Below are 22,647 nucleotides of genomic sequence, written 5' to 3' on the forward strand. Positions count from 1 at the left end.
GGATTCACCGCCGGATCCTTTCGGCAACCCAGGTGGCCAGTTCCCCCGGCGTCATCGCGGCGACGTGCCAGCCGATTTTGACCAGCTGGGCCGCGACCTGCTCGTCGTAGGTCGGGTCCGCGCGTTGATCCAGCGCGGCCAAGCCCAAACAGGTCACGCCACTTTCGACCAATTTACGAGCGGACGTGTACAGCTGCGTCGTCGAGCCGCCTTCGTAAAAATCGGTGATCACCGCGAGAATCGTCCGGCGCGGATTCTCGACCAATGTGGAGGCGTACTGGACGGCCTGGCCGATGTCCGTGCCGCCGCCCAGCTGGACCTTCATCAATGTCTCGACCGGGTCCACCACACGGTCGGTCAAGTCCACGACCGAGGTATCGAAGATGCACAGATGCACCTTCATCATTCGCATGCTGTAGAACACGGCCGCGGTCACCGCCGAGTGGATCACGCTGTCCATCATGCTGCCCGACTCGTCGACCAGGATGATCATCTGCCAACGGTCGACCCGTCGCTGTACGCGAGAAAAGAAGTACGGCGTCTGCACGGTCACTCGCCGCGAGTGCGGGTCGTAGTGTTTTAAATTGCGTCGCAGCGTGGTGGCGACGTCAAAGTTCTTGGCGATCTTGAGGAACGATCGATGTCGGCGATCGACCGAACCCTGAAAGGCGCTGCGAACCTCCTGGGCCATCTGCCGCATCAATTCCTCGACAGCTTGGGCGACCAGGTGCCGGGCGGCTTTCAACACTTCCTGGTTCATCAGGTGCTTGGTTCGCAGGACCGCCTTCAACAGCGTTTGATTCGGTTGCGCCCGCGCAAGCACCTCGGGATTGGTAACCATCTCGTCGATCTCGTACCGCTCCAGCGCATCGCGCTCCATGCGTTCGATCGTGCGTTTGGGAAACAAATCGTGGATTTGGTTGATCCAGTCGGGAATCGTCAAGGCACTGGGGTCCAGGCTGCCACTGCCGCCTTGCGATGGCAGACGGACGTTACGCCCCTGGCCATATTCACGGTCGTACAAAAACGCCAAGCAGTCTTCTTGCTGCTGGCCGCGAGCGTCCAGCGGTCCGCACAGCTGTTCGCTACCGGGCCCCATCACCAGCCGCCATCGCGATTGGCGGCGCGAGGGGTCTTGGGCAGAGGCTCTGTCGGCTGGCTCGCTCGGGTCGGGGCCGGCTGGCGGCTGGGGATCCGTCATCGCTGGCGCTCCAGTCCGTATCGCTTGACGGCTTCGAACAAACGTTCCTCGATTGCAACCGCCTCCTGGACCGTCTCGGCATCCGCCGTCGCCAGGGCAGCCGAGGGTTTCAGGTGCGGCTGCAGCGACTGAAACAAGGTCGAAAGCATGTGATGTTTCTCTCGGGGTGTGAACGAGGTGAACGCCAGTCGCAGGGAGGGCAGGGCGGCCTGAAAATCGTCTGCGGCATAGTCCAACAACAGTTGATCGATGGCCCGCAGCAGCTCGGGCTGGCGCTGGACCTGTTCGCGAGCGACCGCGAACAAACCGGCCAGGAAATCTCCCAGTTGTTCGGGATCGGAAAAAAACAACAGGTCTTCCAGCACACTCTCGGTCGTCGCTTGGCCCAACGACCACAGCATCCCGGCGGCCGCTCCCCGCAGCAGCGGCGGTTTGTGTGCATCGGACTGAACCCGCCGGATCACGTCGCCGATCTCTTCGGCCGTCCAGTCGAGCACGTCCGGCAAGCGGCGGAACGTTTCCCGCATCGTCCGCATCCCCCGCAACAAGGACCGCGGATCGGAGACCGGGCGGCCGTGCGATTCGCACAGGGCCAGCGACCGAGAAAACGTTTCTCGCACCAACGTCCGCAACGCTTCCAGACGCTGCGTCCCCAGCGCCTCGTCAAAGCAGTACAGAAACAACAGGTGTTCCAGACACGACGTGGCCCCCACGAACCGCGGTTCGGAGTGAATCAATCGCTCCAGCGACTCCAGCAACGACTGCGATAATGTCTCGACGCCGGCCTGGGCCGCAAGGATCAACAGTTCGGCGGCCGCAGTGGCGTCGCGTTCGGTCTGTGCGGCCTGCTGCGTCAGACAAGCCGCCGCGGCGGTGCTCAGCCGAGTGCCATAGCGCGACGCTTCGATACAGCTGGCCTCGAACTCGGGACTCCAGCGCAGCTGCCACAATTCCCAAAGCCGGTCCAGGTTGTCGCGTTGGGAAAAATCGGTTCCCCCGCGACGCGAAAAACCGCGGATCTCTAGAATCCGCAAGCGGTGCAGCAAGCGACTCTGCTTTCGACCTTCTGGGTCAGTCAAATCCAGTTCGATCTGACGACCGCGCTGATCCGGCCGGAGACCGAACGTCTCCAGTTGATCCTGGATGTCTCGGACCAGCGGTGGCAGGCGTGTGCCCTGGGCCAGGCGACCGCGACGCTCCCCCCGCAACACCTCGTGCACTGCATCGATAAAGGGCGAAGCGCAGCCGTATTCCAGTTCGTCCTTGATCAAGCAACTGGTCACCGCGTCCAGCAGATCGCGCCGCCATACGTGGGGTCGGCCGCGCAGGGCGGCAATCGCCTGGGCCGACGTTTCCACGGCGATCAGATCGGCGGTGCTGAGCGTTTGTTTGCGTCCTCGAAGGGCGTCGACCAAGCGCGACAACAGTGGCTGGTGGTCGAAGGTTCGCCGGTCCCGTCGCTGCCGCCACGCGTACTCGTAGAAGCCGGGACTGGGCATGCCCGCGTCGTAGCCGGTCAGGTTATCAAGTCGTTGGTAGGAGTACGTGGTCAGCGCGATCCCCCGCTGGGCGATACGGCGGGCTCCGTTTTCTTGGGCGTCGTCGGTGCTGCCGGGACAGTCCAGTCCGCTCAACCGCGCCGCCAGAGCACCGCTGTGGAATCCGCCGGTCACGACCACTAACGGACCTTCAAAGCGGGCCTGGGACGCACGGATTTCGGCGGCCATGAAGGCTTCGCGCTGCCGGTCGCTGAGGCTGATCGGTTGCTCCCACACGCGGATGTTCAAACACAGCGAATGGACGCGGTGCAGGTAGTCCCGACGGGACAAGCCCAGTTGCGATTCGATCAGGCGGTCCCAGAGATCATCGAAATCTTCCACCTGCAATCGCTCGCACAGTGCCTGCACATAGCGACCGCGACGAAGTTCCGCATCGGCATAGCGATGCGTGGTCCGCTCGTGTTCAAAACTCTCCGCCCAGGGCAGGTCGATAAAGCGAACCGCCGCCCCACAGCTGCGAGCGGCCTGGATGGCAACCCATTCCGGCGAGTACTCGCAGAAGGGGTAGTACACGCCGTGGTGGGTGGCCGTCTGGGACTGGTTCTCGACCAGCTGGAAGTAGCTGTAGATCGCGATCGGCAGTTCGTGTTCCAGCGACAACTCGTTGATCGAATCGTTAAAGTCGCTGGGGCCTTCGATCAGGACGGCGCCCGGTTTCAGTTCCTCGATCAACTGGCTGAGCAGGTCGGCGCTGGCAGGACTGTGATGCCGGACGGGATAGAACACCACGTCCGCCTGATCATCGCACAACCGCCGCTGCAGGGCATCCATTTGATGCTCGTCCATCAGATCAACTCGTCGCGGGCATCGTAGAACGCTTGCCACGGTTCAGTCTTGCGTTTTTTGATCACGTGGTCGAAGTAATGCCGGACCGTTTTCAGATCGTCCGGATTGTCTTTCAGCACACTGCCGACCAGATGCCGCACCAAATGAAGCGGTTGGACCTGGCCATCGCTGTAGTAATAGGCGTGCACGCCGGCGGCGTAACCGGTGGCCACCGCTTCGGCCGTGCTGAGCACCGTAGACGGGGTTTCGATGCCTTTGCCATCGACCGTCTTTCCCTGGCGCAGTTCGCGGAACGTGGTCACCAACAATTCGGTCAATTCCGGATCGATGGTCACGGGCACCTGCGACCGGCTGAGATTGCGATTGGTTTCGCGTTGGACCAGCTGCAGTTCTTCCTGGATGTCGGCGATCGGGTGGACGGTTTCGAAATTAAAGCGGCGTTTCAGCGCGGCGCTCATTTCGTTGACGCCTCGGTCGCGAGTATTGGCCGTGGCAATGACGTTGAATCCGTTGCTGGCGTACAGCGACCGCTGGGCTTCGGGCAATTCGGCTACGGCCATCACCCGGTCGCTCAGCACCGACAGCAGGACGTCTTGAATCTCCAAAGCACAACGTGTGATCTCTTCAAAGCGCACCAGTTTTCCGTGCTTCATTCCCAGGTACAGCGGGGCGGGAACCAACGCGTTCTCGCTGGGCCCTTCCGATACCAACAGGGCGTAATTCCACGAGTAGCGGATATTGTCCTCGGTCGTCCCGGCGCTTCCCTGGATCGTCAGGGTGGAATCGCCGCTGATCGCGGCCGTCAGCAATTCGCTCAGGTAACTCTTGGCCGTTCCCGGTTCGCCGATCAACATCAGGCCGCGATTGGTGGCCAGGGAAACGATGCACCGTTCCAAGAAGGCTCGGCGGCCCACGAACTTTGCCGGTCGATCCTCGCTCGGGTCGCCCAGCACGAATTTCAAAACGGCCCGGGGAGACAATTTCCAGCCGGGCGGCTTGGGATCCTTGGCCGACGCTTTAGCCAGCGCCCGCAGTTCGTCGGCGAACAGGATTTCCGCTGGCGGCCGCTGCAATGTTTGCGGGTCGCCGTTTGAGGAAGCCGACTTGGTTCGCGTGCGTTTCTTTGCCATCGCTACTTGGCCTTGGATTTGATGATTTGCAGGTCGGCGATCACTTCGCTGATCACGATCGCCGGCACATCGCCCAGCTTCATCGTCTTCTTGCTGCCCCAGCCATAGCCCGAGGGGCCGCGCATGCCCTGGCAGAAGTGAATGCTCTCGGTGGACAGCATCTCGTCGGGATCGATGTAGCCCATTCCGACCACGCCGTCGTAATGCACGACTGCGGTGACATCGGCCGAGGGAAACTGCTTGGAGTGTTCGTCAAAGCAGCCGGCGTCCATGGCTTCACCACGCACCCAGCCGAGTTTCTCCAGCGTAAAGACCATCGTCGGAGCGGCCAGTTTTAAGCCGTGAAAGCGTTCCAGTTCCTTGCTCCTCGGCTCGCCGTTTTCCAGTTCGTAGATATCGCGGCCCAGCTGTGGAAACGGCGCGATGATTTCGTAATCGCTCAGTACCTCACCCCACGCGCTTCGCTCCTTGGCTGTCATGTCCAGCGGATGGACGACGCCAACTTGGCGAACATCGTCCAAGGTCGCCTGCTCGTCCTCGACGTCGGCGTAATCCCGTTCTTCGGTCACGCGAAACAATCGCTTGCGTTTGCCCTTTGCGTCGTAGCCGGCCCAAATTAATTTCTGGACCAAGTGCGTCATCAGGGGGTGTCGCACCAGCAGGCTTTCAAAGTCTGCGACCGCCCAGCGGCGGCCGGTGACCATCGCTTGTTCCAGCCTGGCGGCCTGCAAGGTGGCGACATCCTTGATCTGTTTTTTGATCAGTTTCCATTCGCTGAGCGATTGCTCTGCGACATTGGCGTCGTCTTTGACACCCGGCTTGGGCATGTTGGGACGCACCTTGCCGGCTTCGTCCCGCACCATCGGTTTCAGGTCGCCACCGAGCACGAACCAGAACGAGCGAGGACCGAAAGAAAACTCGCGGCGTCCGGTTTCATCCAGACCGCAATCGGGGATCACACGGTCTTCCAGCTCGGCCCGCGTCATCCCTTTCTCCTCGGCGATCTGTTCGACGAAAGCCGCCGCTTTGGATTTCAATCCTTTGAACTTCAGTTTCTGGGCGATACCGGATAACTGCATCAACGCCACGCTACTGCCCACCGCCCGCAGGCACTCCAGCCCGAACACGGCCCGCGCGTGTTGGCTTTCTCCCGGCCACGCCCGAACCAGCGGAGTTAATTTCAGGACGCAGCCGTCGTCGCCCAGATGACCGATGGCTCCCATGGCCCACTTATGTTTGGCGGCCGCACCATCCTCCTGCCAGTACCGGAACAACTGCCAGGCGAACGCATCTCGCGACGCCTTGTCGGCGTGCTGCCGGAGCGTCTGAAGCAACGGATGCCGTTCGGTGATCGGTGTCGTGGCCAACACCGAAAGCACGGTTTGGATTTGCTGGTCGTCCAGCCTCTTCTCGCCGACCACCAGAGGCGGCAGGCTTGCCGCGTCCGCCCAGGCGGGCAACCGGGGCGGTTTGGCGATGGCAACCTCGGCCAGCGCGTCCTTCAACCACCGCGGTGTCGACCGCGTGGTGAACGCTTCGTAGACTTTTTCTTCGTGCTCGATCACCTCGCGTTGCACCTGAGCGACGCCCGGCGCCGACTCTCCGGCTTCTTTCAGCGCTTTGACGATCACGGCTTGCTGTCCGTTGCGTTTGACCCCACGCAGGTATTCAATGGCCGCCTCGCCCAGTTTGCCCTTGTTTGCCGCCGTCGGGATCAAGCCGGCGACGGCGTTTCCCACTTGATGATTCAACCAATCTCGAGCCGGCGCCGGCATCTTGGCTTCCAGACGGCAGCGGAGCAGCGGTTCGGCCGCTTCGGGTGCCCGCACCAGACAGAGCACTTCCAGCAATTCCAGACAATAGTCTTTGTTGGATTGTGCGCAGACCTCGCTGGCTAGAACGTCCAGGGCGGAATACTCCGTACACGCCAGAAAGCCTCGAGCCTCTTGGGCGCTGTTCAGGCGGATCTTCAATCGTCGCCATTCCGCCTCCACCGTGGCCGCGTCGGACAAACCGAACAGCAACATCTGCGGCCGCAGGTAGTGATCGATCCACCCTTCATGTTGACTGAGATGATTGTCGGGCCACGCCGACACCACCGCGTAGACCTCTTTGTGCATCCCCAGGATTGCGGCCACGTAGTGTTCGGCCGGGTAGGTGCCGTAGGCATCGGTGACTTCGGCGGCGGGGTCAAAAGTTTTGCGAACGCGTTTGCGGAGCGTGGTGATTTGCGACTTGGACAGATAAGGCAGCACGTAATCGCGAAAACCTTCGGACAGGGCCAACGTGACCTCGCCGCGCGAGATGTACTTTTTGGCATCCTCCGGACACGGCGTCAGCGCGATTTCCAAGCATTGCTCCGGAGTGAACAGGGCGGCCAGCGGCCCCATGATCGCGGCGGAGACGCCCCGGGACGTTTTAAAAACCCGCTTGCGAATCGTTTCGAAATCGACCTCGCCATCGCATTTACAGCCCTTCCTGGTTTTGGCCGCGTATGCCGCCACGGCCTTCTTGCCGGCCAAGCGGCCGGGAGCCCCGATCATGGCTTCCAAGTACAACTGGGCTTCCGGAGCCGGCAGGTGCGGCCCCAGCGGCAGACTTTCATACGACAATTCCCAGCCGTATTGCTTGGTTTTCAGGGTCGCCAGTTTCTTCTCCGCCGCGTCCAAATCGGCTTCGCGAGGGCCGGGTTGGGGCAGGGGTTTTCGTTCGCGAAAACTGGCCATCGACCAGTCGGTCGGGGCGAGGTCGATCTCGTGCGTGACGTTTAATTCGGGCTGGGTCAGAACGCCGGCATCGTCCACCGCCACCGCCACCGGCTCGGCTGCGGACTCGGCCGCGGCCGCGGCCGTCTTCTTTTTGATCGTCTTATTGGTCGCGGTTTTCTTGGCCGCCGTCTTGCCAGCGCTTGCAGGAGCCGCGGCCGCACCGCCGCCGCCGCCGGCATCGACGTAGCCCTTTGCCATTTTTTGCTGGATCAGTTTTTCGAACGACTTCTGGCAAGCCGCATCGTCGTCGAAGGATTTCGCACGCGTTTGCCCGGCGGTCCCGGCGCGACCAAAGGTCACCGTGTGGGTACTGCCTTCCCGAACGATATTCCAGAACTTGTTCGATTTGCCATCTGCAAAGACCAATTGACGCGCGGTCATGGTGGGCGACTCCCCGATGAGAAGAAACAGCGTGATCGACGAAGGCGACGAGGTGTGGGTCGAAGAAGAGGTAACGGAGGATCCGTATTATGGCAGTTCCCAGAACGCTTCGCAGCAGTTTGGGCCGGCTCAGATCCGTCTTCCCGTCGTGGCCGGCCGCATGGTATCACCGCCAAGCTCACGCCCATCGTGCGGGATCGATGGTTGCGTTTCCTCGAGCCCTGGGAAGGATTCCTGCGAATGCCTGCGGTTACCGACACGGCACAAACGACCTCCGAACCGTCATCGCGTTTTGATTTGATGGCGGAACTGAACCAACTGCGGCAGCTGGACGCCGCGCAGATACATACGGCGATCACCGAGTACGTTCTGCCGGCACTGGCCGCCCTGGCCGTTATCCTGGTGGGTTACTTCGTGGCCAAGTTGGCCGCGCGGGTGATCAGCACGCCGGTGATCCGGCGCGTCGATGAAACGCTGGGCCGGTTCGTCGGCAAGTTCGTGTTCTATGGCGTGCTGGCCGGCATCACCCTGGCCACGCTGTCCAAGATCGGCGCCCCGGTGGGCGGCTTGGCAGCCCTGGTGGCGGCGGCCGGTTTTGCCATCGGCCTGGCCTTTCAAGGAACGCTCAGCAACTTTGCTTCCGGCGTGCTGCTGTTGGTTTTTCGCCCTTTCAAAGTCGGCGACTTCGTCAATGCCGGTGGCGTGATGGGCAAAGTGAACGAGATCGATCTATTTACCGTCACGCTGGACACGCCGGACAACCGCCGGATCATCGTTCCCAACAGCTCCATCTCCGGCGGGACGATCGAAAACATCTCGTTTCATCGCCACCGCCGCGTCGAGGTCTTGGTGGGCGTGGAATACGATGCCTGCATCGACCGCACTCGGCAGGTTCTGACCGCCGCGGCCGAAGCGATGCGTCCCAGTTTGGTCGAAGGTCCCGGCCGGGATTACCAGGTCATTCTGGACGGGCTGGGCGCCAGTAGTGTGGACTGGAAGGTTCGTTTCTGGACCCACAACGCGGACTTCTTCGCCGTCAAAGAGCAATTGACCGAGCACGTCAAAAAGGGATTGGACCAAGCCGGCATCGGAATTCCCTTCCCTCAAATGGACGTGCATGTCAGCGGCTGGCGGGAATCCGCACCGGCCGCGCCAGCCACAACGCGAATGCGTCCGCGACCGGCCCGCCAATCCGCGTGAGCGTGTCGCAGTAAGCCGGCCGCAGTTCGTAGTGAGCCGGCCGCAGTTCGTAGTGAGCCGGCCGCAGTGTCGCGGAACGAAAGAAGACCCCCGCTTCTCGGCAGAGACAGCCGAGCTAAGCACGTCGCAAGATGTTTTTAGGTATTACTCTCCCTCTGGGAGAGTCGGGCTCTCAGGCCCCGAGAGGGTCTTCGTGTGGGCCCTCCCCGGGCCTAAGAGCCCGACCCTCCCGCTGCGCGGGAGGGTGTTGTCGTAGGGTTGTACCGGAATACTTATGCCGACGTGCTTACTCTCTACTCCCAGCCTACGGGCTGCGTCCAAGCTTGCTTGCGTTGGCCTTCGAAGGACGGATCGGCCGGCGGCGCACTGCTGGTAACCACGGCCCGAACGTATAGTTCATTGCCCTTCAGACGATACTCTGCCGCGGTCCCTTCCACCGTTTTGACCACCACGCCGATCCGGTCTTCATCGATCGCCGCGGCCTTGGTCGTGCCTTCGGCGGACGCTTCGGCCGCCAGCGTGGCGATGAATTGAGTGGTGTAGGTTTCGTCCTCGACCGGCTGGATCGTCAATCGCAACGTCTGGGTCTCGGCGTCGTAACCGACGTCCTCGAGCGAGACGCCGCTGGAGGCATAGAAGTCGCCGGCTTTGAGCGCCAGGATCAGACGTTCGGGCGTCAGATAACGGCTGCGAACCATCACCCAACCGCGGCCCGGCCGCGATCCCGGCTTGCCGTGGTACTCGTGACTATCATCGGTGGCGATGCCCATCAACGGCGGCACATTCAAGTGTGTTCGGCGGATGGCGTTGGCCAGGTCCCACATGCGTTCGACGCCGGGACGGGTCTCGTCGCCCAGATGATTGACGCCCGGGTGCCCGTTGTAGACTTCGAAGAACCGCTCGGAGACCACCGCGGCCAGGTCTGCGGCGGTCATCGCGTAACCGAAATTCGGATGATTGATGTGCGGGAAAACTTCGCGGCCGTGCTCCCGCTCGTGCTCCAGGATGGCTCGCAGATTGTTCTGCATCGCTTCGCGAACCGTAGCCCCGCCGGCCGGCGGAATGGCTTCGGCGATATTGGTCGCATTGATGTGCACGGGTTTGCCTTCGGCGCGGTCGCTGATCTCTTCGGCCGGGATCAACAAGAACCGCTGTTGCTGTTCGACCAGAGCGCGAAACTCTTCCAGCGGCATCAGACGCACCTCGTGCGAATCGGTACCGGGTTCGCCGCGCGTCTGCACCCAAGCGTCACCGAAGCGTTCGCGATACCGCTGCAGGATGCCCTCGTCGCTGCGGGCAACCACCTGACTGACCTTCATCCACCGCCGACCTTGGGCCAGCACGTTGTGGTCGGTGATGGCCAGAAAATGGTACCCCTTGCTGCGGTACCAGTCGGCAATCATTTCAGGAAACTCGTCTCCGTCGCTCCACAAAGAATGCGTGTGCAAATTGCCCTTCCACCACTGGGGCGAAGGACTGCTGGACGATCCGCCGGGCTGTTCGCCTCGGCACACCGAGAGCGACAATGAACAAAGCGTGAACACACAGGCCGTGACGACGGCCCCTGACAAGCGTGGCATAGTCATACAGGGATTCTCGAGCTGCGAAGGGATTACAAGGACTGCTGGATTACGACGATCAAGGCGATCACCAACAACAGACTGATCGCCAATAGCATACTCGTCATCATCAGCCGGCGGTGCTTGCGTTGGCTCTTCGCAGCCCCGGGCGTCTGATCGCCGGCCAGCGCCGGGTCCTCCGGCTGTTCGATGACCAGGGGTCCGGAAGAAACCGGTTCAGACGCCGCCGGTGACGAAGTCGCCGGTGAGGGGGCCGCCGATGAGAGGGCCGCCGGTGAGGGGGCTGGCTGCTGAGGGCTCGCCGGCGCGCTGGGTGCGTCCTGGGCGGCGTCCAGTTCGGGAAGCACTTCGGCGGCGCTGCGCCACTGGGCCCAACCGTCTCGCCACAGCAGTGCCGAACGGCTGACCCGCCCCTGCCCGATCCACTCGTACAGCAATTCGACCGTTGCCGGGCCGTACTGACCACCGCTCCGCGGGCGCACGTACCACAGCGCGGCGGGATCCTCATCGAGCACCACAAACCGTCGCGTCGCCGGCGGAGTGGGCGGGGGCGGCTGGACCACGGCGGACTCGCTGATCGACGTGTCGGCGGCCGCCGTGTCGGAGACTTGGGTGTCCTCCTCGCGAACCGTCGCCCCGGCTTCCGGACGCGTCGCCTCGCCGGTAGCCGCATCCGCCACCGCGGGCGCCGAGGGCAGGGCAGAGGATTGCTGAGGCTGGGGGTCTGCCGGGGTGGATTCCTCGGCCGGGGTTGGTTTCTCGGCCGGGGTTGGTTCCTCTGCCGGGGTTGATGCTGCCGCGGTGGATTCTGCCGGGGCTGGATCTTGTACAGCCGGCTTGTCGGGCAGGGGAATCGAATACTCGGTGTCTTCCCGTGGGATGCGAAAGCGCACGCCACACTCGGGGCACTTTCCGCGACGCCCAGCCAACTGGGTTTTGATATTCAGCCGATGCCCACAAGCGTGGCACGCAAAACGAACTCCCATCGATACCGTACGTTCCTAACCGCCCTTTAGCGAAACTGTTCGTGACAGGCACTGCAAGATTGCTCGATCGCCCCGATTGCCACCCCGACGCCTTCCGCGTCCTCACGTTCCAGGGCCGCCCGGACGTCCAGGGCGGCGTTGGTCATGGCTTTGCTGAGCAACTGGTAATCTTCGTCGTCGGCATCGTCCATGCCTTCCTTGGTCAACACCTCGCCCACCAAGGCCACCATTTCAGCGTAGCGGCGGAGGCTGTCGGCATTGGCGGCGACGGCCGCCGGGGTGTTGCTGCCGGGCGACATTTGCTCGTACAAGGCAAAGTCCAAGTATTCCATCAGCGGTGACCGGTCGACGATCATTACCCAATCGTTGCCGTCTTCGGCATCGCGGCTGTTCAGGCCCGCGCCACTGACGATGTCCTGCAGATCCGCCTTGCGAAGTTTGGCTTCGTTATACACCTGAATCGAGCCGGCTTTGCTGTTGAAGGCCGTGCGAGCCAGCAGATCGCGAGCGGCCGCCGATTCCTCTTTCCACCGCACGTCGCCGTCGTACTCGGAGATTACGGCGAACAACATCGCCAGGATCGAAAGGTTGACGCGGGCGTCCTGGTACCCACCGCTCTTGAACGGTCCCGGCGTGGTGACGATCTCGTCGAACTTCAGCTTCAGCCGTTTGATCTCGTCTTCCAGCGAAACCGGGCTGATTAACTGCGACCAGCCTTCCGAGGCGGTTTCGGCCGCCCCGCCCTCGGCAGCCGTGCCGCCATCGGCAGCCTGGGCGGCCACCATCGCGGCGGCCCCACCGCTGTGCAGTTCGTCGACGCTCGGGCGGGTGGCGCGGACGGCGTCGCCCAGGTTTTCGTAGAACACGCTGTCCAGAGCCGCCCCCTCAAAGGACGGCGGCCGGGCACGCCGCTCACCGGCCAGCAGCGGCAGGGACAGGATCGTCATCAACAGCACGGCGGCCGGAGCCGACCGACACGGGCTGCACGAGCCACCAACGAATTTCACGATGAATACCTGCCTGCTTTCTGGGGCCAAAACGGACGATCCATTCGCCCCATTATCACTGCTCCGGTGGACCCTCACAACGCAGCGACCGGAATTATTGCCCGTTTGATCTTGCTCTGGCCGTAAATCCTTGCGTACCCTGCCCAGGCAACTCACCCAACGGCGACGGAGCGTCGGTCTTGAACAAACCCGCACACCATCGATTCAACCGCCCAGACCTTCGCGGGGATCGCTGCGCTGTGGTCGCCTCGGCCGTCCCTGCCACCCCGGCTCCGATCGCGTGGATGCCGAACGTGCTGGTGGGTGTGCTGCTGCTGAGTGTGCTGGGCGGCTGCACCAACAACCCTTACATGGCGGGCGCCACCCCCTGGCAAAATGCGACGCCCCCGGGTGTGGCTCCTCAGGAGGCGCGGCTGTCCGAACTACAGCGACGCGTCCAGCACCTGGACGATAACAATCGCCAGCTGCACACGCAGATCGCCCAAGCCGAACAACAGACGCAGGTGTACCGCGAAGAATTGGCCCTGGTGCGTCAGCAGTTGGCCGAAACGGCTGGCCAACTGGAACAATCGCGGCTGGCCGCCAGCAACGCCGAGAAACAGTTCCGCGGCTTGAAAGCCTCCACCCAGTTTCGCGGCGGCGCAACGATCAAGGCCAACACCAATCTGCAGGCCCTCGCACAGGGTTTGGACCTCGGCGGAGTGCCGATCATCAACGACGGAGACGTGCTGCGGATCGTCCTGCCGGCCGACCAACTGTTCCAGCTGAACACGGCCAATCCCCAGCCTCAGGCCACCGCCCTGCTCGACAACGTTGCGGGCGCCATTCGCACGCGTTTTCCACAACAACGCATCGGTATCGAAGGCCACACCGACGGCAGCCAGCTGTACGGCGGCCACTACCGCACCCCCCATCAACTGTCTTCAGCACAGGCCGTGGCCGTGCTGGAAATGTTGAGCGTACGCGGCGGATTGCCTCAACCCCAACTGTTTACGATGGCCTTGGGCGCCTCGAGTCCCCGCTATGAAAACCAAACCGCGGCGGGACGCGCGGCGAATCGCCGGATCGAAATCGTGGTCTATCCCGATTCCTACCAGTAGGTGGTCTCTCGGGCGGCGCACAGCTGTTAAGATACGTGACGTTGTCTCTGTCCGCTGACTCGTCACGCCCGCTTTCCAGCTTTCCCGCCCATGCAAATTGGCCTATTCGTTCCCTGCTACATCGATCAGTTCTATCCGGACGTCGCCATCGCGACGGTCGAGTTGCTCGAGCAATTCGGCGATCAAGTCGAATTTCCGCGGCTGCAGACCTGCTGTGGCCAACCCATGGCCAACACCGGCTGCGGTGACGATGCGGCTCCTTTGGCACGGCGCTTTGTCGATATCTTTGCCAGCGACGAGTACCAATACGTGGTCTGCCCGTCGGGCTCGTGCACGGCCATGGTCACGCATCATTACGAAGAGTACTTTCGCGGCACCGCACGCGGTGCGTACGAAGCGGTGCGCAGCAAGACGCTGGAACTGTCGCAGTACTTGAACGAGGTCAAACAGGCTGCGGCGCCCGCGACCGAAGCCTCCTTCGCCGCCTTTCCGCATCGCGTCGGTTTGCATCAAAGCTGCCACGGTCTGCGAGAATTGCGGCTGGGACAGTGTTCCGAACGCATGACCGACTGCGACGATTCGGTACGCAGCCTGCTCGACCGCGTGCCCGAACTGGAAGTCGTCACGCTCGAGCGACGCGACGAATGCTGCGGTTTTGGCGGCACGTTCGCCGTGACCGAATCGGATGTCTCGGTGGCCATGGGACGGTCGCGCGTCGCCGATCATGTCCAGGCCGGAGCGGAGGTCATGGTCGCCGGCGATATGTCCTGCCTGATGCATCTGCAGGGATTGATTCGCCGGGACAAAGAACCGCTGCAGACAATGCATTTCGCGCAAGTCTTGGCCGGACGCCCCCTCGATATCAACTCGCCCTCCGCGACCGTTTGACCGCAACCGTTTGAATCAACGCCCATGAGTTCCACGACCGACCATCCCACCGCCGCCAAGCCGTTTGTCGCCAACGACCAACGGATGAAGTGGCACGACGGAGCCCTGTGGTTTGTGCGCAGCAAACGTGATCGCCAAGCGGCGACGCTGCCCGAATGGGAGTACCTGCGGCAGCTGGCTTCGGACATCAAAGCCCATACGCAAGCGAACCTCGCCGAGTACCTGCAGCAGTTTGAAGAGAACGCCACGGCTCAAGGGGCCGTGGTCCACTGGGCGGCCGATGCCGACGAACACAACGCCATCGTCCTGAAACTGCTGCGGCAGCACGGCGTCGGGCATGTGGTCAAAAGCAAATCCATGCTGACCGAAGAGTGTCATCTGAACCCGTATCTGGAAAGCCACGGCATCGAGGTGGTCGACACAGACCTCGGTGAACGCATCATCCAGTTGCGAGAGGAACCGCCCAGCCACATCGTGCTGCCGGCCATCCATCTTAAAAAAGAAGACGTCGGCGAGACCTTTTATCGGCATCTGGGCACCGAACAGGGCGCCTCCGATCCGCAGTACTTGACCGAAGCCGCTCGCGGACATCTGCGGAGTAAATTCCTGGCGGCCGAAGCGGGGATCACCGGCGTGAACTTCGCCATCGCCGAGACGGGCGGAGTGGTCATCTGCACCAACGAAGGCAATGCCGACCTGGGCACCTCGCTGCCGCCCTTGCACATCGCCTGCATGGGCATCGAGAAATTGATTCCTCGTCAGGCCGATCTGGGGGTGTTCCTGCGGTTGTTGGCCCGCAGCGCCACCGGCCAACCGATCACGACCTACTCGTCGCATTACCAAGGGCCCAAGCCCGGCGGACAACTGCACATCATCCTGGTCGACAATGGCCGCACGAGCCTGCGCGACAGCGACACGTTTCGCAAAGCACTAAACTGCATCCGCTGTGGCGCCTGCATGAATACCTGTCCGGTCTACCGGCGCAGCGGCGGCCACAGCTACGGCTCGGTCGTCCCCGGCCCCATCGGCAGTGTGCTGTCTCCGTCCAGCGACGCGGCCAAGCACCGCAGCTTGCCCTACGCATGCAGCCTGTGCGGATCGTGTACCGACGTGTGTCCGGTAAAGATTCCGCTGCACCACCAGTTGTTGGCTTGGCGGCATACGCTGGCGCGCGAAGGCCTCCTGCCCGCCTCGAAACGATGGAGCATGAAGGCCGGCTCGAAGCTGTTAGCTCATCCACGCTTGTTCGCCGCGGCCGGCTGGTTCGGTCGCGTCGCCCTCAGGTATTTGCCGCACGGCTTGACGCACAATCGTCTGAATACTTGGGCCCGCGCGAGAGAGTTGCCCACCCCGCCGAAGTCCAGTTTCCGCAGCTGGTACCGGCGCAACCGCGCGGCGCAGACCCAGCTGCCGATCGTCCAAACGCCGGATGATCCGCCGCCGCGCACCGAGTCCTAACCGGATCGCATTTCCCGCGCTTCTACCCACGCCCCTTCGAACCGCAGCACCCCACGACGATGGACGACACCGCGCAAACCGCATCCTCGCCCGCCTCGGCTGGCTCGCCCACCCGCAGCAGTCGCCAGGGCATTCTCGACCGCATCCGCAGCCGCCGTCTGCCCGAGGCTGCCCTGCCGGATATCGATGCGGCACGCCTGGTCCGGTACGACAACCTCGCCGACGCGTTCTGTCAATCCGCAGAAATCGTCGGTGCCAGCGTCCGGCGAGTTGCCAACATCGAACAGGCCCACGCCCATCTCGAAACGCTTGACGCGTATCGCGATGCGGCTCAGGTCGCGTCGACCGTGAACGGGATCGAGGGCAATTTCGATCCGGCGTCCACGTCCGCTGCCACGGAACTGGCGTCGCTGGACTGGATGGTCATTAACGGACGACTGGGCGTCGCAGAAAACGGCGCCGTTTGGGTACCGGCGGACGAAGTGCACGACCGCACGCAAATCTTCATCACCCAGCATCTGGCCATCGTTCTCGACACCGCCCATCTCGTGCCGCACATGCACGAGGCCTACCAGCGGATCGGCCGGTTCCGCGGCTACGGCGTCTTCGTCTCGGGCCCCAGCAAGACGGCCGACATCGAACAGTCACTGGTCCTGGGCGCCCACGGCTGCCGAACCCTGACAATTTTGTTGCTCGACGCGGCATCCCCATCCCCGTAGCTGAAGTCGCCAGACTCTGGGCCTTTAAGCACGTCGCAACATTTCATTCGGCTTTACTCTTCCTCTGGGAGAGTCGGGCTCATAGGCCCGGAGAGGGTTTTCGTAGGGCCCTCCCCGGGCCTAAGAGCCCGACCCTTCCGCTGCGCGGGAGGGTGTTGTCGCGGAGTTTCATCGAAAGATTCATGCCGACGTGCTTAGAAACCTCGCCTCCAATCTCTGGCGAGATCAGCTACGGCTAGACGTCCTCGATGCCCATTCGGCTGGTGTGCGAGCCGGGGTAGCGTCGGCGGGCATGAGGCTGGCCGATCTCGTGCCAGTACTCCACGGTCGGCTCGCCGGCTCGCCAGCACAAACGGACCTCACGTCCGTCGAGCAGCGCCGGAAAATCCACCGAACCATCTTCCGGGCTGTGCAGCTCGACGCCCAACGACCGCAGCTCTTCGCAGCAGTCCTCCAGACGATCGTGATCTTCGACCAGAGACTGTTCGACTTCGGCCAATTCCTCGGAGTAAGCCTTGCGGTCGACCGTTTGGTGCAGCATCTTCAGCCCTTCGCGCTGCGCCTGCTGCGACTGGACCGTATCGCTCAGCCGCATCCAGTCGCGCACGATGCGCCGCAGCAGCGGCAACATCTCATTGGCCTGCTCAGCGGTGAAGTAACCGGAATGCTGGGGAATCGCTTTAACCATGCGTCCGTAGGATCGTGGGGCTGCAGAAGAAATACGGGAGTGCCGTCCCTATACATTGTATTGGACCCCAGTCGATTCGGTTGGTTCCCGACTTTCTTGGCAAAACCACCAGCGCGGCGAGACGGTTTGTCGGGGAAGGGGCCGCCCGAGCGGCCAACGGGCCCTGACGGCGTCCCAAACCCGCATTTTGCTAGCATTTTCGCCATTCAGCCGCTCAGCGTCGATAACGAATCGCATGCCAATTGCAAGCCCAGCGCAGCAAAAAAAGCAAATTCTTGGCGCGCACTTGCTTGACTCTCCATCGGGGTGACGTAGAGTGAATTAGGTAACAATAGAGTCAAGCTGGCGACGGATGTCGTTGAGGGCTCACGTCACGCCGATGATCGACGAGGCAAGAGCAGCCGAGTGTGCTGTGTGAAGACGGCCGGAGTTCGAATTCGGATTGAGTAGGACCGGTCCCAAAGGAATGCGAAGATGTTAGTTTTATCTCGGAAGAAGAACGAAAGTATCGTCATCAACAACGACATCAAGATTGTTGTCGTTGAGATCCGCGGTGACAAGGTGCGGTTGGGCGTCGAAGCGCCCCGCGAAGTACCGGTGCATCGCCGTGAGGTGTACGATGCGATCCAGCGTGCCAAAGAAGATTCGCCGGAACAAGTTTAGCGTCGTTTTTGCCGTGTTTTGCCGGGCGAAATCATCCTTGTTCGGCTGCGATCGATTTTTTTCTTTCGCGGTCCCTTGACGATCTTGCCACGCTCTTGGTACACCTTGTGACATCACTGACACGCGGCCCCTTCGTCTAGCGGTTAGGACACCGCCCTTTCACGGCGGCAGCACGGGTTCGAGTCCCGTAGGGGTCACTTGTTTGTACCATTGCCCGTAAGAACTGAGCGGATAACGCTCGGTTCTTACGGGTTTTTTTATGCCCCGGTGGGTTCTTCGCCCCGGCGGTACGTCCTCAAGCTCTCGCTCTTCTCATGCCGCGTCACGGCTCCGAACTGGATCCCCCAAACCGATTTGCCAGCACGCATTTCGAACGCGATTGGGATCAGGTGCAGTGGGACCAGGAATACCGGCACAGCGTCCAGCGACGCGAGCCGCAGTATCTGGAGGACGCCTCGGAATCGATCGTCAGCGAGAACCGCTCGCCGGACATCCCGTTCCGCTACAGCCTGAATCCTTATCGCGGCTGTTTGCACGGCTGCAGTTACTGCTATGCCCGGCCCACGCACGAGTACCTGGGCCTGAATGCGGGCTTGGATTTCGAAAGCCGGATCGTGGTCAAACACCGCGCGGCCGAATTGTTTCGCCGATTTCTTGCCCGCCCCGGCTGGTCCGGCGAGCCGATTACGTTTTCGGGGGTGACCGATTGTTACCAACCGGCCGAGCGACGGTTCCAGCTGACGCGGCAATGCTTGGAAGTGGCCTTGGCCTGCCACCAGCCGATCAGCATCATCACCAAGAACGCTCTGGTCCTTCGCGATCTGGACATCCTTGCTCCGCTGGCGGCGCAGAACCTGGTACACGTCTACCTTTCGATCACCACCTTGGATGCCGCTCTGGCGCGGCAGATGGAACCGCGAACCAGCACGCCCGAGGCGCGTCTTCGGGCCATCGGCGAATTGGCTGCCGCCGGGGTGCCGGTCGGCGTGATGATGGCCCCGCTGATCCCGCACCTGACCGATTCGGAGATTCCCAGTCTGTTGGGCGCCGCGGCCGAAGCCGGCGCGAGCGCCGCCGGATACGTGCTGCTGCGGCTACCGCTCAGCGTCGAACCGGTCTTTGTCGAGTGGCTCGAGCGGGAACGGCCGAATCAGGCGGCCGCGGTGCTCGAGCGAATCCGCGACGCTCGCGAGGGCCGGCTGAACAGCGCCAAGTTCGGCGAACGCCTGCGAGGCAAGGGCGAACGCGCGGAGCAGATCCGTAATCTGTTTCAGTTGTTTCAAACCCGCCACGGCCTCGACCGGCGGCTGGCACCGCACGACCGGACTCCGTTCCAGCCGCCCCCGCCGCCCTCGGGCCAGATGCAGCTGTTCTAGGCTCGGCGTTCCCGATCAAGCCGAACGGATTTTTTTCCAAAAACGACCTCGCTGTTGACCTAACGTGTCAACGCTCGGCCGTTTACTACCTGGTAGCCTTGTACTTTTGGATTCACAGCACGAGGGGCAATCGATGCCGAGACCGAATCGCGTTTTCCTGGGCTGGGATAGCCCCCTATTGCCCGCGGCGGCCACTTACCTGCGCGAGCGTTACCAAACAAACGGTCGGTGGGACTTGAGCGGTACGCTGTTGGTGGTTCCCACGGCTCGCGCCGGTCGCCGCCTGCAGTCCCTGCTGCGACGGCAAGCGGAACAGCACGGGGTTTCGTTATCGCTGGGGTCGATCCTGACCGTCGGAGCCCTGCCCGAACGCCTGTACGAGCCGGACGCGGAGGTGGCGTTGGAACTGGAACAGACCCTCGCCTGGACGCAGGTGTTGGTCGCTGCGACGCCGGAGCAACTGAGCCCGCTGATGCGGAACCTGCCGCCGGAGGAACCCTTGACGCCGTGGATGGAACTGGGGGCGGCTCTGCGGCGGCTGCATCAGACGTTGGCCGCCGATGACCTGCGATTTGCCGACGTCCTTCCGCACGTGGACACCGAAACCGAACGCCGTCGCTGGCAATTGCTGGACGTCCTACTGGGGCGTTATCACGAACAGATGCAAGCGGCCGGACGGGTCGATCCCTACTCGGCTCGCGTGGCTGCGGCCGCTGGCAAACGCTGCAGCAGCGATGTCGACATCGTGCTGATCGGTACCACGGACCTGAATCGTACGCTGTGCCGGATGCTCGATCAGGTGGCCGATCGGGTCACGGCGTTGGTCGCGGCCCCGGAGTCGCAGCTGCACCTGTTCGACACCTACGGCAGCGTCGACCCGCAGGCTTGGAACCTCCAGGACCTGCCGCTGGAAGACCAGCACCTGGTCAGTGCCGACGATGCTCCGGCCCAGGTCGAAGCCATGGCCGCACAGTTGGCCGACTTCGGCCAAGCGTTCTCGCCCGATGCGATCACCGTGGGCGTGACCGACGAGTCGTTTGTCTCGCTGGTGGAAACCGAACTGCAGCTGTGCGGCGTGGCCGCGCACCGCGAACAGGGCTGGCCGCTCTCGCAAACCGCGCCCGGGCGATTGCTCAGTTTGCTGACGCTGCTGCGAACGCGGATGAACTGGACGTCGCTGGCGGCGCTGCTGCGTCACGCCGACATGTACGACTGGATCGATCGGCAACTTCAGCAACTCCAGCAAGAGGATCCGCTGGAAGTGGAACCGGGTCGCAGCCGCACCGCGTCGCTGCCCTGGTTGAGCCAGTTGGACCATTTCCTGGGCGGACACTACCCAACCCAACTGGAGAATCCCTTGCCGCCCGAGGCCGCGGCCGCCTACCCCGTGGTTCGGCGGCTGCGCGAGATCGTCCTGCGTTGGCTCCGGCCCCTGGATGGACCGCCTCGGCCGCTGGCCCAGTGGTGCGAAGCGCTCAGTGGGTTGCTGGAGGAGATCTATCCGCAACCGCCCGAAACCGACCCGCCCGAAACCGACCCGCCCGTGGCCGACCCGCCCGAAACCGACCCGCCGGTGGCCGACCCGCCCGTGGCCGACCCGCCCGTGGCGGCGACATCGGCCGAGACGGGCGAACCGCATCCTGCCCACGCCGAAGGACTCCTCGAACCGCCTCGGCGTCTGCCGCGAACCCAGCTGGCGATCGAACGGATCCGGACGATGCTCGAGCGTTTCGAAGGCCTCAGTTCGGCCCTGGACGTGGAGGTCTCGGCTGCGGCGGCGATCGAGATGCTGCTGGGGCGTTTGGCCGAGGCGCCGATTGTCCTGCCGCCGCGCGCCGAGATGGTCGAGATCCTGGGCTGGCTGGACCTGGCCCTGGACGACGCCCCGGCGATGGTCGTGGTGGGCATGAACCATCCGTTTGTGCCCGAGAGCGTGACGGCCGATGCCTTCCTACCGGGCAGCCTGCGTTCGCGGCTGAACGTCGCGGACAACGAACGGCGGTACGCCCGGGACGCCCACGCCTTGCATTTAATTCTCTCGACCCGGCCGGCGGTCCGCCTGATCGTGGGCCGCCGCGGGGCCGATGGCAGCCCCACGCCGCCCAGCCGATTGCTGTCGGCCGCGTCGGGCGAGGACGTGGCCCGCCGCGTGATGATGCTGCTGGACCGGCCGCCGGTGGCTACGCCGGTTCGGCACCGCTGGTCGGGCGGTGCGACGCGCACCGAATTGCCCATTCCCACCGCGGGCCCGGCCAAGATCAAGGTGATGAGCGTCACGGCGTTCAGCGCCTACCTGGCGTGTCCGTTTCGCTTCTACCTTCGCTATGTGCTGGGCCTGCGGCCGATGGATGATCAAGCCGGCGAGCTGCAAGCCAATCAGTTTGGCGACCTGGTCCACGGAGCGTTGGAAGAATTTGGTAAACACGAAGAGCACCGGATGGCCGACCGAGCCGATTCCATCCGCGAACTGCTCTTTGCGCACCTGCAGGATTACGCCGACCACCACTACGGCGATCACCCGGCGGCAGCGGTTCAGATGCAAATCCAACAGGCCAAGCGGCGGCTGAGTCTGGTCGCCGAAAAACAAGCGGTGCGCCGCGCCGAAGGATGGGAGATCCGCTTTGCCGAGGCGGCTGTCAATCCTTCCGACGGAGCCGCAATGAAGGTCGACGGCAAACCAATGGGTTTAAAGGGCCGCTTCGACCGCATCGATTTCCATCCCCAGACCGGTCGCTGGGCGATTTTGGATTATAAAACACACGGTCACAAACCGCTGAAAAAACACATCGATTCGGCCACCGGAGCGTGGATCGACCTGCAGCTGCCGCTGTACCGCCTGATGACCCCTTACCTGAACCTGGATGCCGAGGTCGAAGAGGTCCAGCTGGGGTATTTCAACGTCGCCGAGCAGGCCGAACAGACCGGCGTCCACTTGGCCGAGTTCACCGCCGAGCAGTTCGCCGAAGCCACCAAGGTGATCGAGGATTGCATCCGCCGCATCTGGGCGGGCGACTTTACTCGCAGCTCCGATCCGGTTCCTTTCGACGACTACGCGATGATCTGTCAGACCGGACTGGCCCAGACGCTGTTGGATGAATTTGCCGCAGCGGACGAACCCGCTTCGCCGCGGTAGGCCGCCCGCCGCTGTCGTTGTCAT

General features: G+C 62.9%; 16 protein-coding genes and 1 tRNA gene. 9 read left to right on the forward strand and 8 right to left on the reverse strand.

Annotated features, from left to right (window positions below):
* Positions 1–4 precede the first annotated feature (4 nt).
* Genes GE027_RS01960 through GE027_RS01975 form a run of 4 tightly spaced genes read right to left on the reverse strand, consistent with a single transcriptional unit; the run spans position 5 to position 7,825 of the window.
* The gene (locus tag GE027_RS01960) at positions 5–1,201 is read right to left on the reverse strand and encodes a VWA domain-containing protein (RefSeq protein WP_153555495.1); all 1,197 of its coding nucleotides are present in this window, start codon (positions 1,199–1,201) and stop codon (positions 5–7) included.
* Positions 1,198–3,546: a DUF5682 family protein gene (locus GE027_RS01965; RefSeq protein ID WP_153555496.1), complete on the reverse strand. Its 2,349-nt coding sequence runs from the start codon at positions 3,544–3,546 to the stop codon at positions 1,198–1,200. The genes GE027_RS01960 and GE027_RS01965 overlap by 4 nt, the downstream gene beginning before the upstream one ends.
* Positions 3,546–4,676, reverse strand: coding sequence for an ATP-binding protein (locus GE027_RS01970; RefSeq protein ID WP_153555497.1), 1,131 nt, complete (start codon positions 4,674–4,676; stop codon positions 3,546–3,548). Before GE027_RS01970 ends, GE027_RS01965 begins: the two co-directional genes overlap by 1 nt.
* 2 nt (positions 4,677–4,678) lie before the next feature.
* Positions 4,679–7,825, reverse strand: a complete 3,147-nt coding sequence (locus tag GE027_RS01975) for a WGR and DUF4132 domain-containing protein (RefSeq protein ID WP_153555498.1) — start codon at positions 7,823–7,825, stop codon at positions 4,679–4,681.
* A 240-nt stretch (positions 7,826–8,065) separates the two neighbouring features.
* On the opposite strand from GE027_RS01975, the gene GE027_RS01980 reads away from it, so the two are divergent.
* The gene (locus GE027_RS01980) at positions 8,066–9,025 is read left to right on the forward strand and encodes a mechanosensitive ion channel family protein (RefSeq protein WP_153555499.1); all 960 of its coding nucleotides are present in this window, start codon (positions 8,066–8,068) and stop codon (positions 9,023–9,025) included.
* A gap of 293 nt (positions 9,026–9,318) precedes the next feature.
* Here GE027_RS01980 and GE027_RS01985 read toward each other — a convergent pair whose 3' ends face one another.
* The 3 genes from GE027_RS01985 to GE027_RS01995 all read right to left on the reverse strand — a co-directional run bounded on the left by GE027_RS01985 (position 9,319) and on the right by GE027_RS01995 (position 12,598).
* Positions 9,319–10,611, reverse strand: coding sequence for a PHP domain-containing protein (locus GE027_RS01985; RefSeq protein WP_237607179.1), 1,293 nt, complete (start codon positions 10,609–10,611; stop codon positions 9,319–9,321).
* A 26-nt stretch (positions 10,612–10,637) separates the two neighbouring features.
* On the reverse strand, positions 10,638–11,498 hold the full coding sequence (locus GE027_RS01990; protein WP_162006537.1) for a DUF4339 domain-containing protein: 861 nt from the start codon (positions 11,496–11,498) through the stop codon (positions 10,638–10,640).
* 119 nt (positions 11,499–11,617) lie between these two features.
* Entirely contained in the window at positions 11,618–12,598 is a 981-nt protein-coding gene (locus GE027_RS01995) for a cytochrome c (RefSeq protein WP_237607180.1), read from the reverse strand.
* 179 nt (positions 12,599–12,777) lie between these two features.
* Between GE027_RS01995 and GE027_RS02000 the strand changes: the two genes are divergently transcribed.
* The 4 genes from GE027_RS02000 to GE027_RS02015 all read left to right on the forward strand — a co-directional run bounded on the left by GE027_RS02000 (position 12,778) and on the right by GE027_RS02015 (position 16,763).
* Positions 12,778–13,698 carry an OmpA/MotB family protein gene (locus GE027_RS02000; RefSeq protein ID WP_315852900.1) on the forward strand — a complete coding sequence of 307 codons (921 nt, stop codon included), beginning with the start codon at positions 12,778–12,780 and terminating at the stop codon, positions 13,696–13,698.
* 90 nt (positions 13,699–13,788) lie between these two features.
* On the forward strand, positions 13,789–14,586 hold the full coding sequence (locus tag GE027_RS02005; RefSeq protein ID WP_153555501.1) for a (Fe-S)-binding protein: 798 nt from the start codon (positions 13,789–13,791) through the stop codon (positions 14,584–14,586).
* Between the two features lie 24 nt (positions 14,587–14,610).
* Positions 14,611–16,044 (forward strand): lactate utilization protein B, encoded by a 1,434-nt coding sequence (locus tag GE027_RS02010; RefSeq protein ID WP_153555502.1) that lies wholly within the window; start codon positions 14,611–14,613, stop codon positions 16,042–16,044.
* A gap of 59 nt (positions 16,045–16,103) precedes the next feature.
* Positions 16,104–16,763: a LutC/YkgG family protein gene (locus tag GE027_RS02015; RefSeq protein ID WP_153555503.1), complete on the forward strand. Its 660-nt coding sequence runs from the start codon at positions 16,104–16,106 to the stop codon at positions 16,761–16,763.
* Between the two features lie 235 nt (positions 16,764–16,998).
* Here the strand turns inward: GE027_RS02015 and GE027_RS02020 are convergent, their stop codons facing one another.
* The gene (locus GE027_RS02020) at positions 16,999–17,451 is read right to left on the reverse strand and encodes a DUF2203 domain-containing protein (protein ID WP_153555504.1); all 453 of its coding nucleotides are present in this window, start codon (positions 17,449–17,451) and stop codon (positions 16,999–17,001) included.
* Between the two features lie 474 nt (positions 17,452–17,925).
* Between GE027_RS02020 and csrA the strand changes: the two genes are divergently transcribed.
* The 4 genes from csrA (at position 17,926) to GE027_RS02040 (ending at position 22,623) form a co-directional block, all read left to right on the forward strand.
* Positions 17,926–18,114, forward strand: coding sequence for a carbon storage regulator CsrA (csrA, locus tag GE027_RS02025; RefSeq protein ID WP_068131774.1), 189 nt, complete (start codon positions 17,926–17,928; stop codon positions 18,112–18,114).
* A 125-nt stretch (positions 18,115–18,239) separates the two neighbouring features.
* Positions 18,240–18,311: transfer RNA gene (locus tag GE027_RS02030), tRNA-Glu, on the forward strand.
* Between the two features lie 117 nt (positions 18,312–18,428).
* Entirely contained in the window at positions 18,429–19,490 is a 1,062-nt protein-coding gene (locus tag GE027_RS02035) for a PA0069 family radical SAM protein (RefSeq protein ID WP_153555505.1), read from the forward strand.
* A 133-nt stretch (positions 19,491–19,623) separates the two neighbouring features.
* Positions 19,624–22,623, forward strand: a complete 3,000-nt coding sequence (locus GE027_RS02040; RefSeq protein ID WP_153555506.1) for a PD-(D/E)XK nuclease family protein — start codon at positions 19,624–19,626, stop codon at positions 22,621–22,623.
* Positions 22,624–22,647: the final 24 nt, after the last annotated feature.

The sequence above is a fragment of the Roseimaritima sediminicola genome (assembly GCF_009618275.1).
Taxonomy (GTDB): Bacteria; Planctomycetota; Planctomycetia; order Pirellulales; family Pirellulaceae; genus Roseimaritima; species Roseimaritima sediminicola.

What these genes read in the sequence shown, in the direction of transcription:
- GE027_RS01985 (WP_237607179.1), bottom strand. Translation starts at nt 10,611, where the DNA reads ATGACTATGCCACGCTTGTCAGGGGCCGTCGTCACGGCCTGTGTGTTC.
- GE027_RS01965 (WP_153555496.1), bottom strand. Translation starts at nt 3,546, where the DNA reads ATGGACGAGCATCAAATGGATGCCCTGCAGCGGCGGTTGTGCGATGAT.
- GE027_RS01960 (WP_153555495.1), bottom strand. Translation starts at nt 1,201, where the DNA reads ATGACGGATCCCCAGCCGCCAGCCGGCCCCGACCCGAGCGAGCCAGCC.
- csrA (WP_068131774.1), top strand. Translation starts at nt 17,926, where the DNA reads ATGTTAGTTTTATCTCGGAAGAAGAACGAAAGTATCGTCATCAACAAC.
- GE027_RS02015 (WP_153555503.1), top strand. Translation starts at nt 16,104, where the DNA reads ATGGACGACACCGCGCAAACCGCATCCTCGCCCGCCTCGGCTGGCTCG.
- GE027_RS02035 (WP_153555505.1), top strand. Translation starts at nt 18,429, where the DNA reads ATGCCGCGTCACGGCTCCGAACTGGATCCCCCAAACCGATTTGCCAGC.
- GE027_RS02020 (WP_153555504.1), bottom strand. Translation starts at nt 17,451, where the DNA reads ATGGTTAAAGCGATTCCCCAGCATTCCGGTTACTTCACCGCTGAGCAG.
- GE027_RS01980 (WP_153555499.1), top strand. Translation starts at nt 8,066, where the DNA reads ATGCCTGCGGTTACCGACACGGCACAAACGACCTCCGAACCGTCATCG.
- GE027_RS02010 (WP_153555502.1), top strand. Translation starts at nt 14,611, where the DNA reads ATGAGTTCCACGACCGACCATCCCACCGCCGCCAAGCCGTTTGTCGCC.
- GE027_RS01975 (WP_153555498.1), bottom strand. Translation starts at nt 7,825, where the DNA reads ATGACCGCGCGTCAATTGGTCTTTGCAGATGGCAAATCGAACAAGTTC.
- GE027_RS02005 (WP_153555501.1), top strand. Translation starts at nt 13,789, where the DNA reads ATGCAAATTGGCCTATTCGTTCCCTGCTACATCGATCAGTTCTATCCG.
- GE027_RS01970 (WP_153555497.1), bottom strand. Translation starts at nt 4,676, where the DNA reads ATGGCAAAGAAACGCACGCGAACCAAGTCGGCTTCCTCAAACGGCGAC.
- GE027_RS02040 (WP_153555506.1), top strand. Translation starts at nt 19,624, where the DNA reads ATGCCGAGACCGAATCGCGTTTTCCTGGGCTGGGATAGCCCCCTATTG.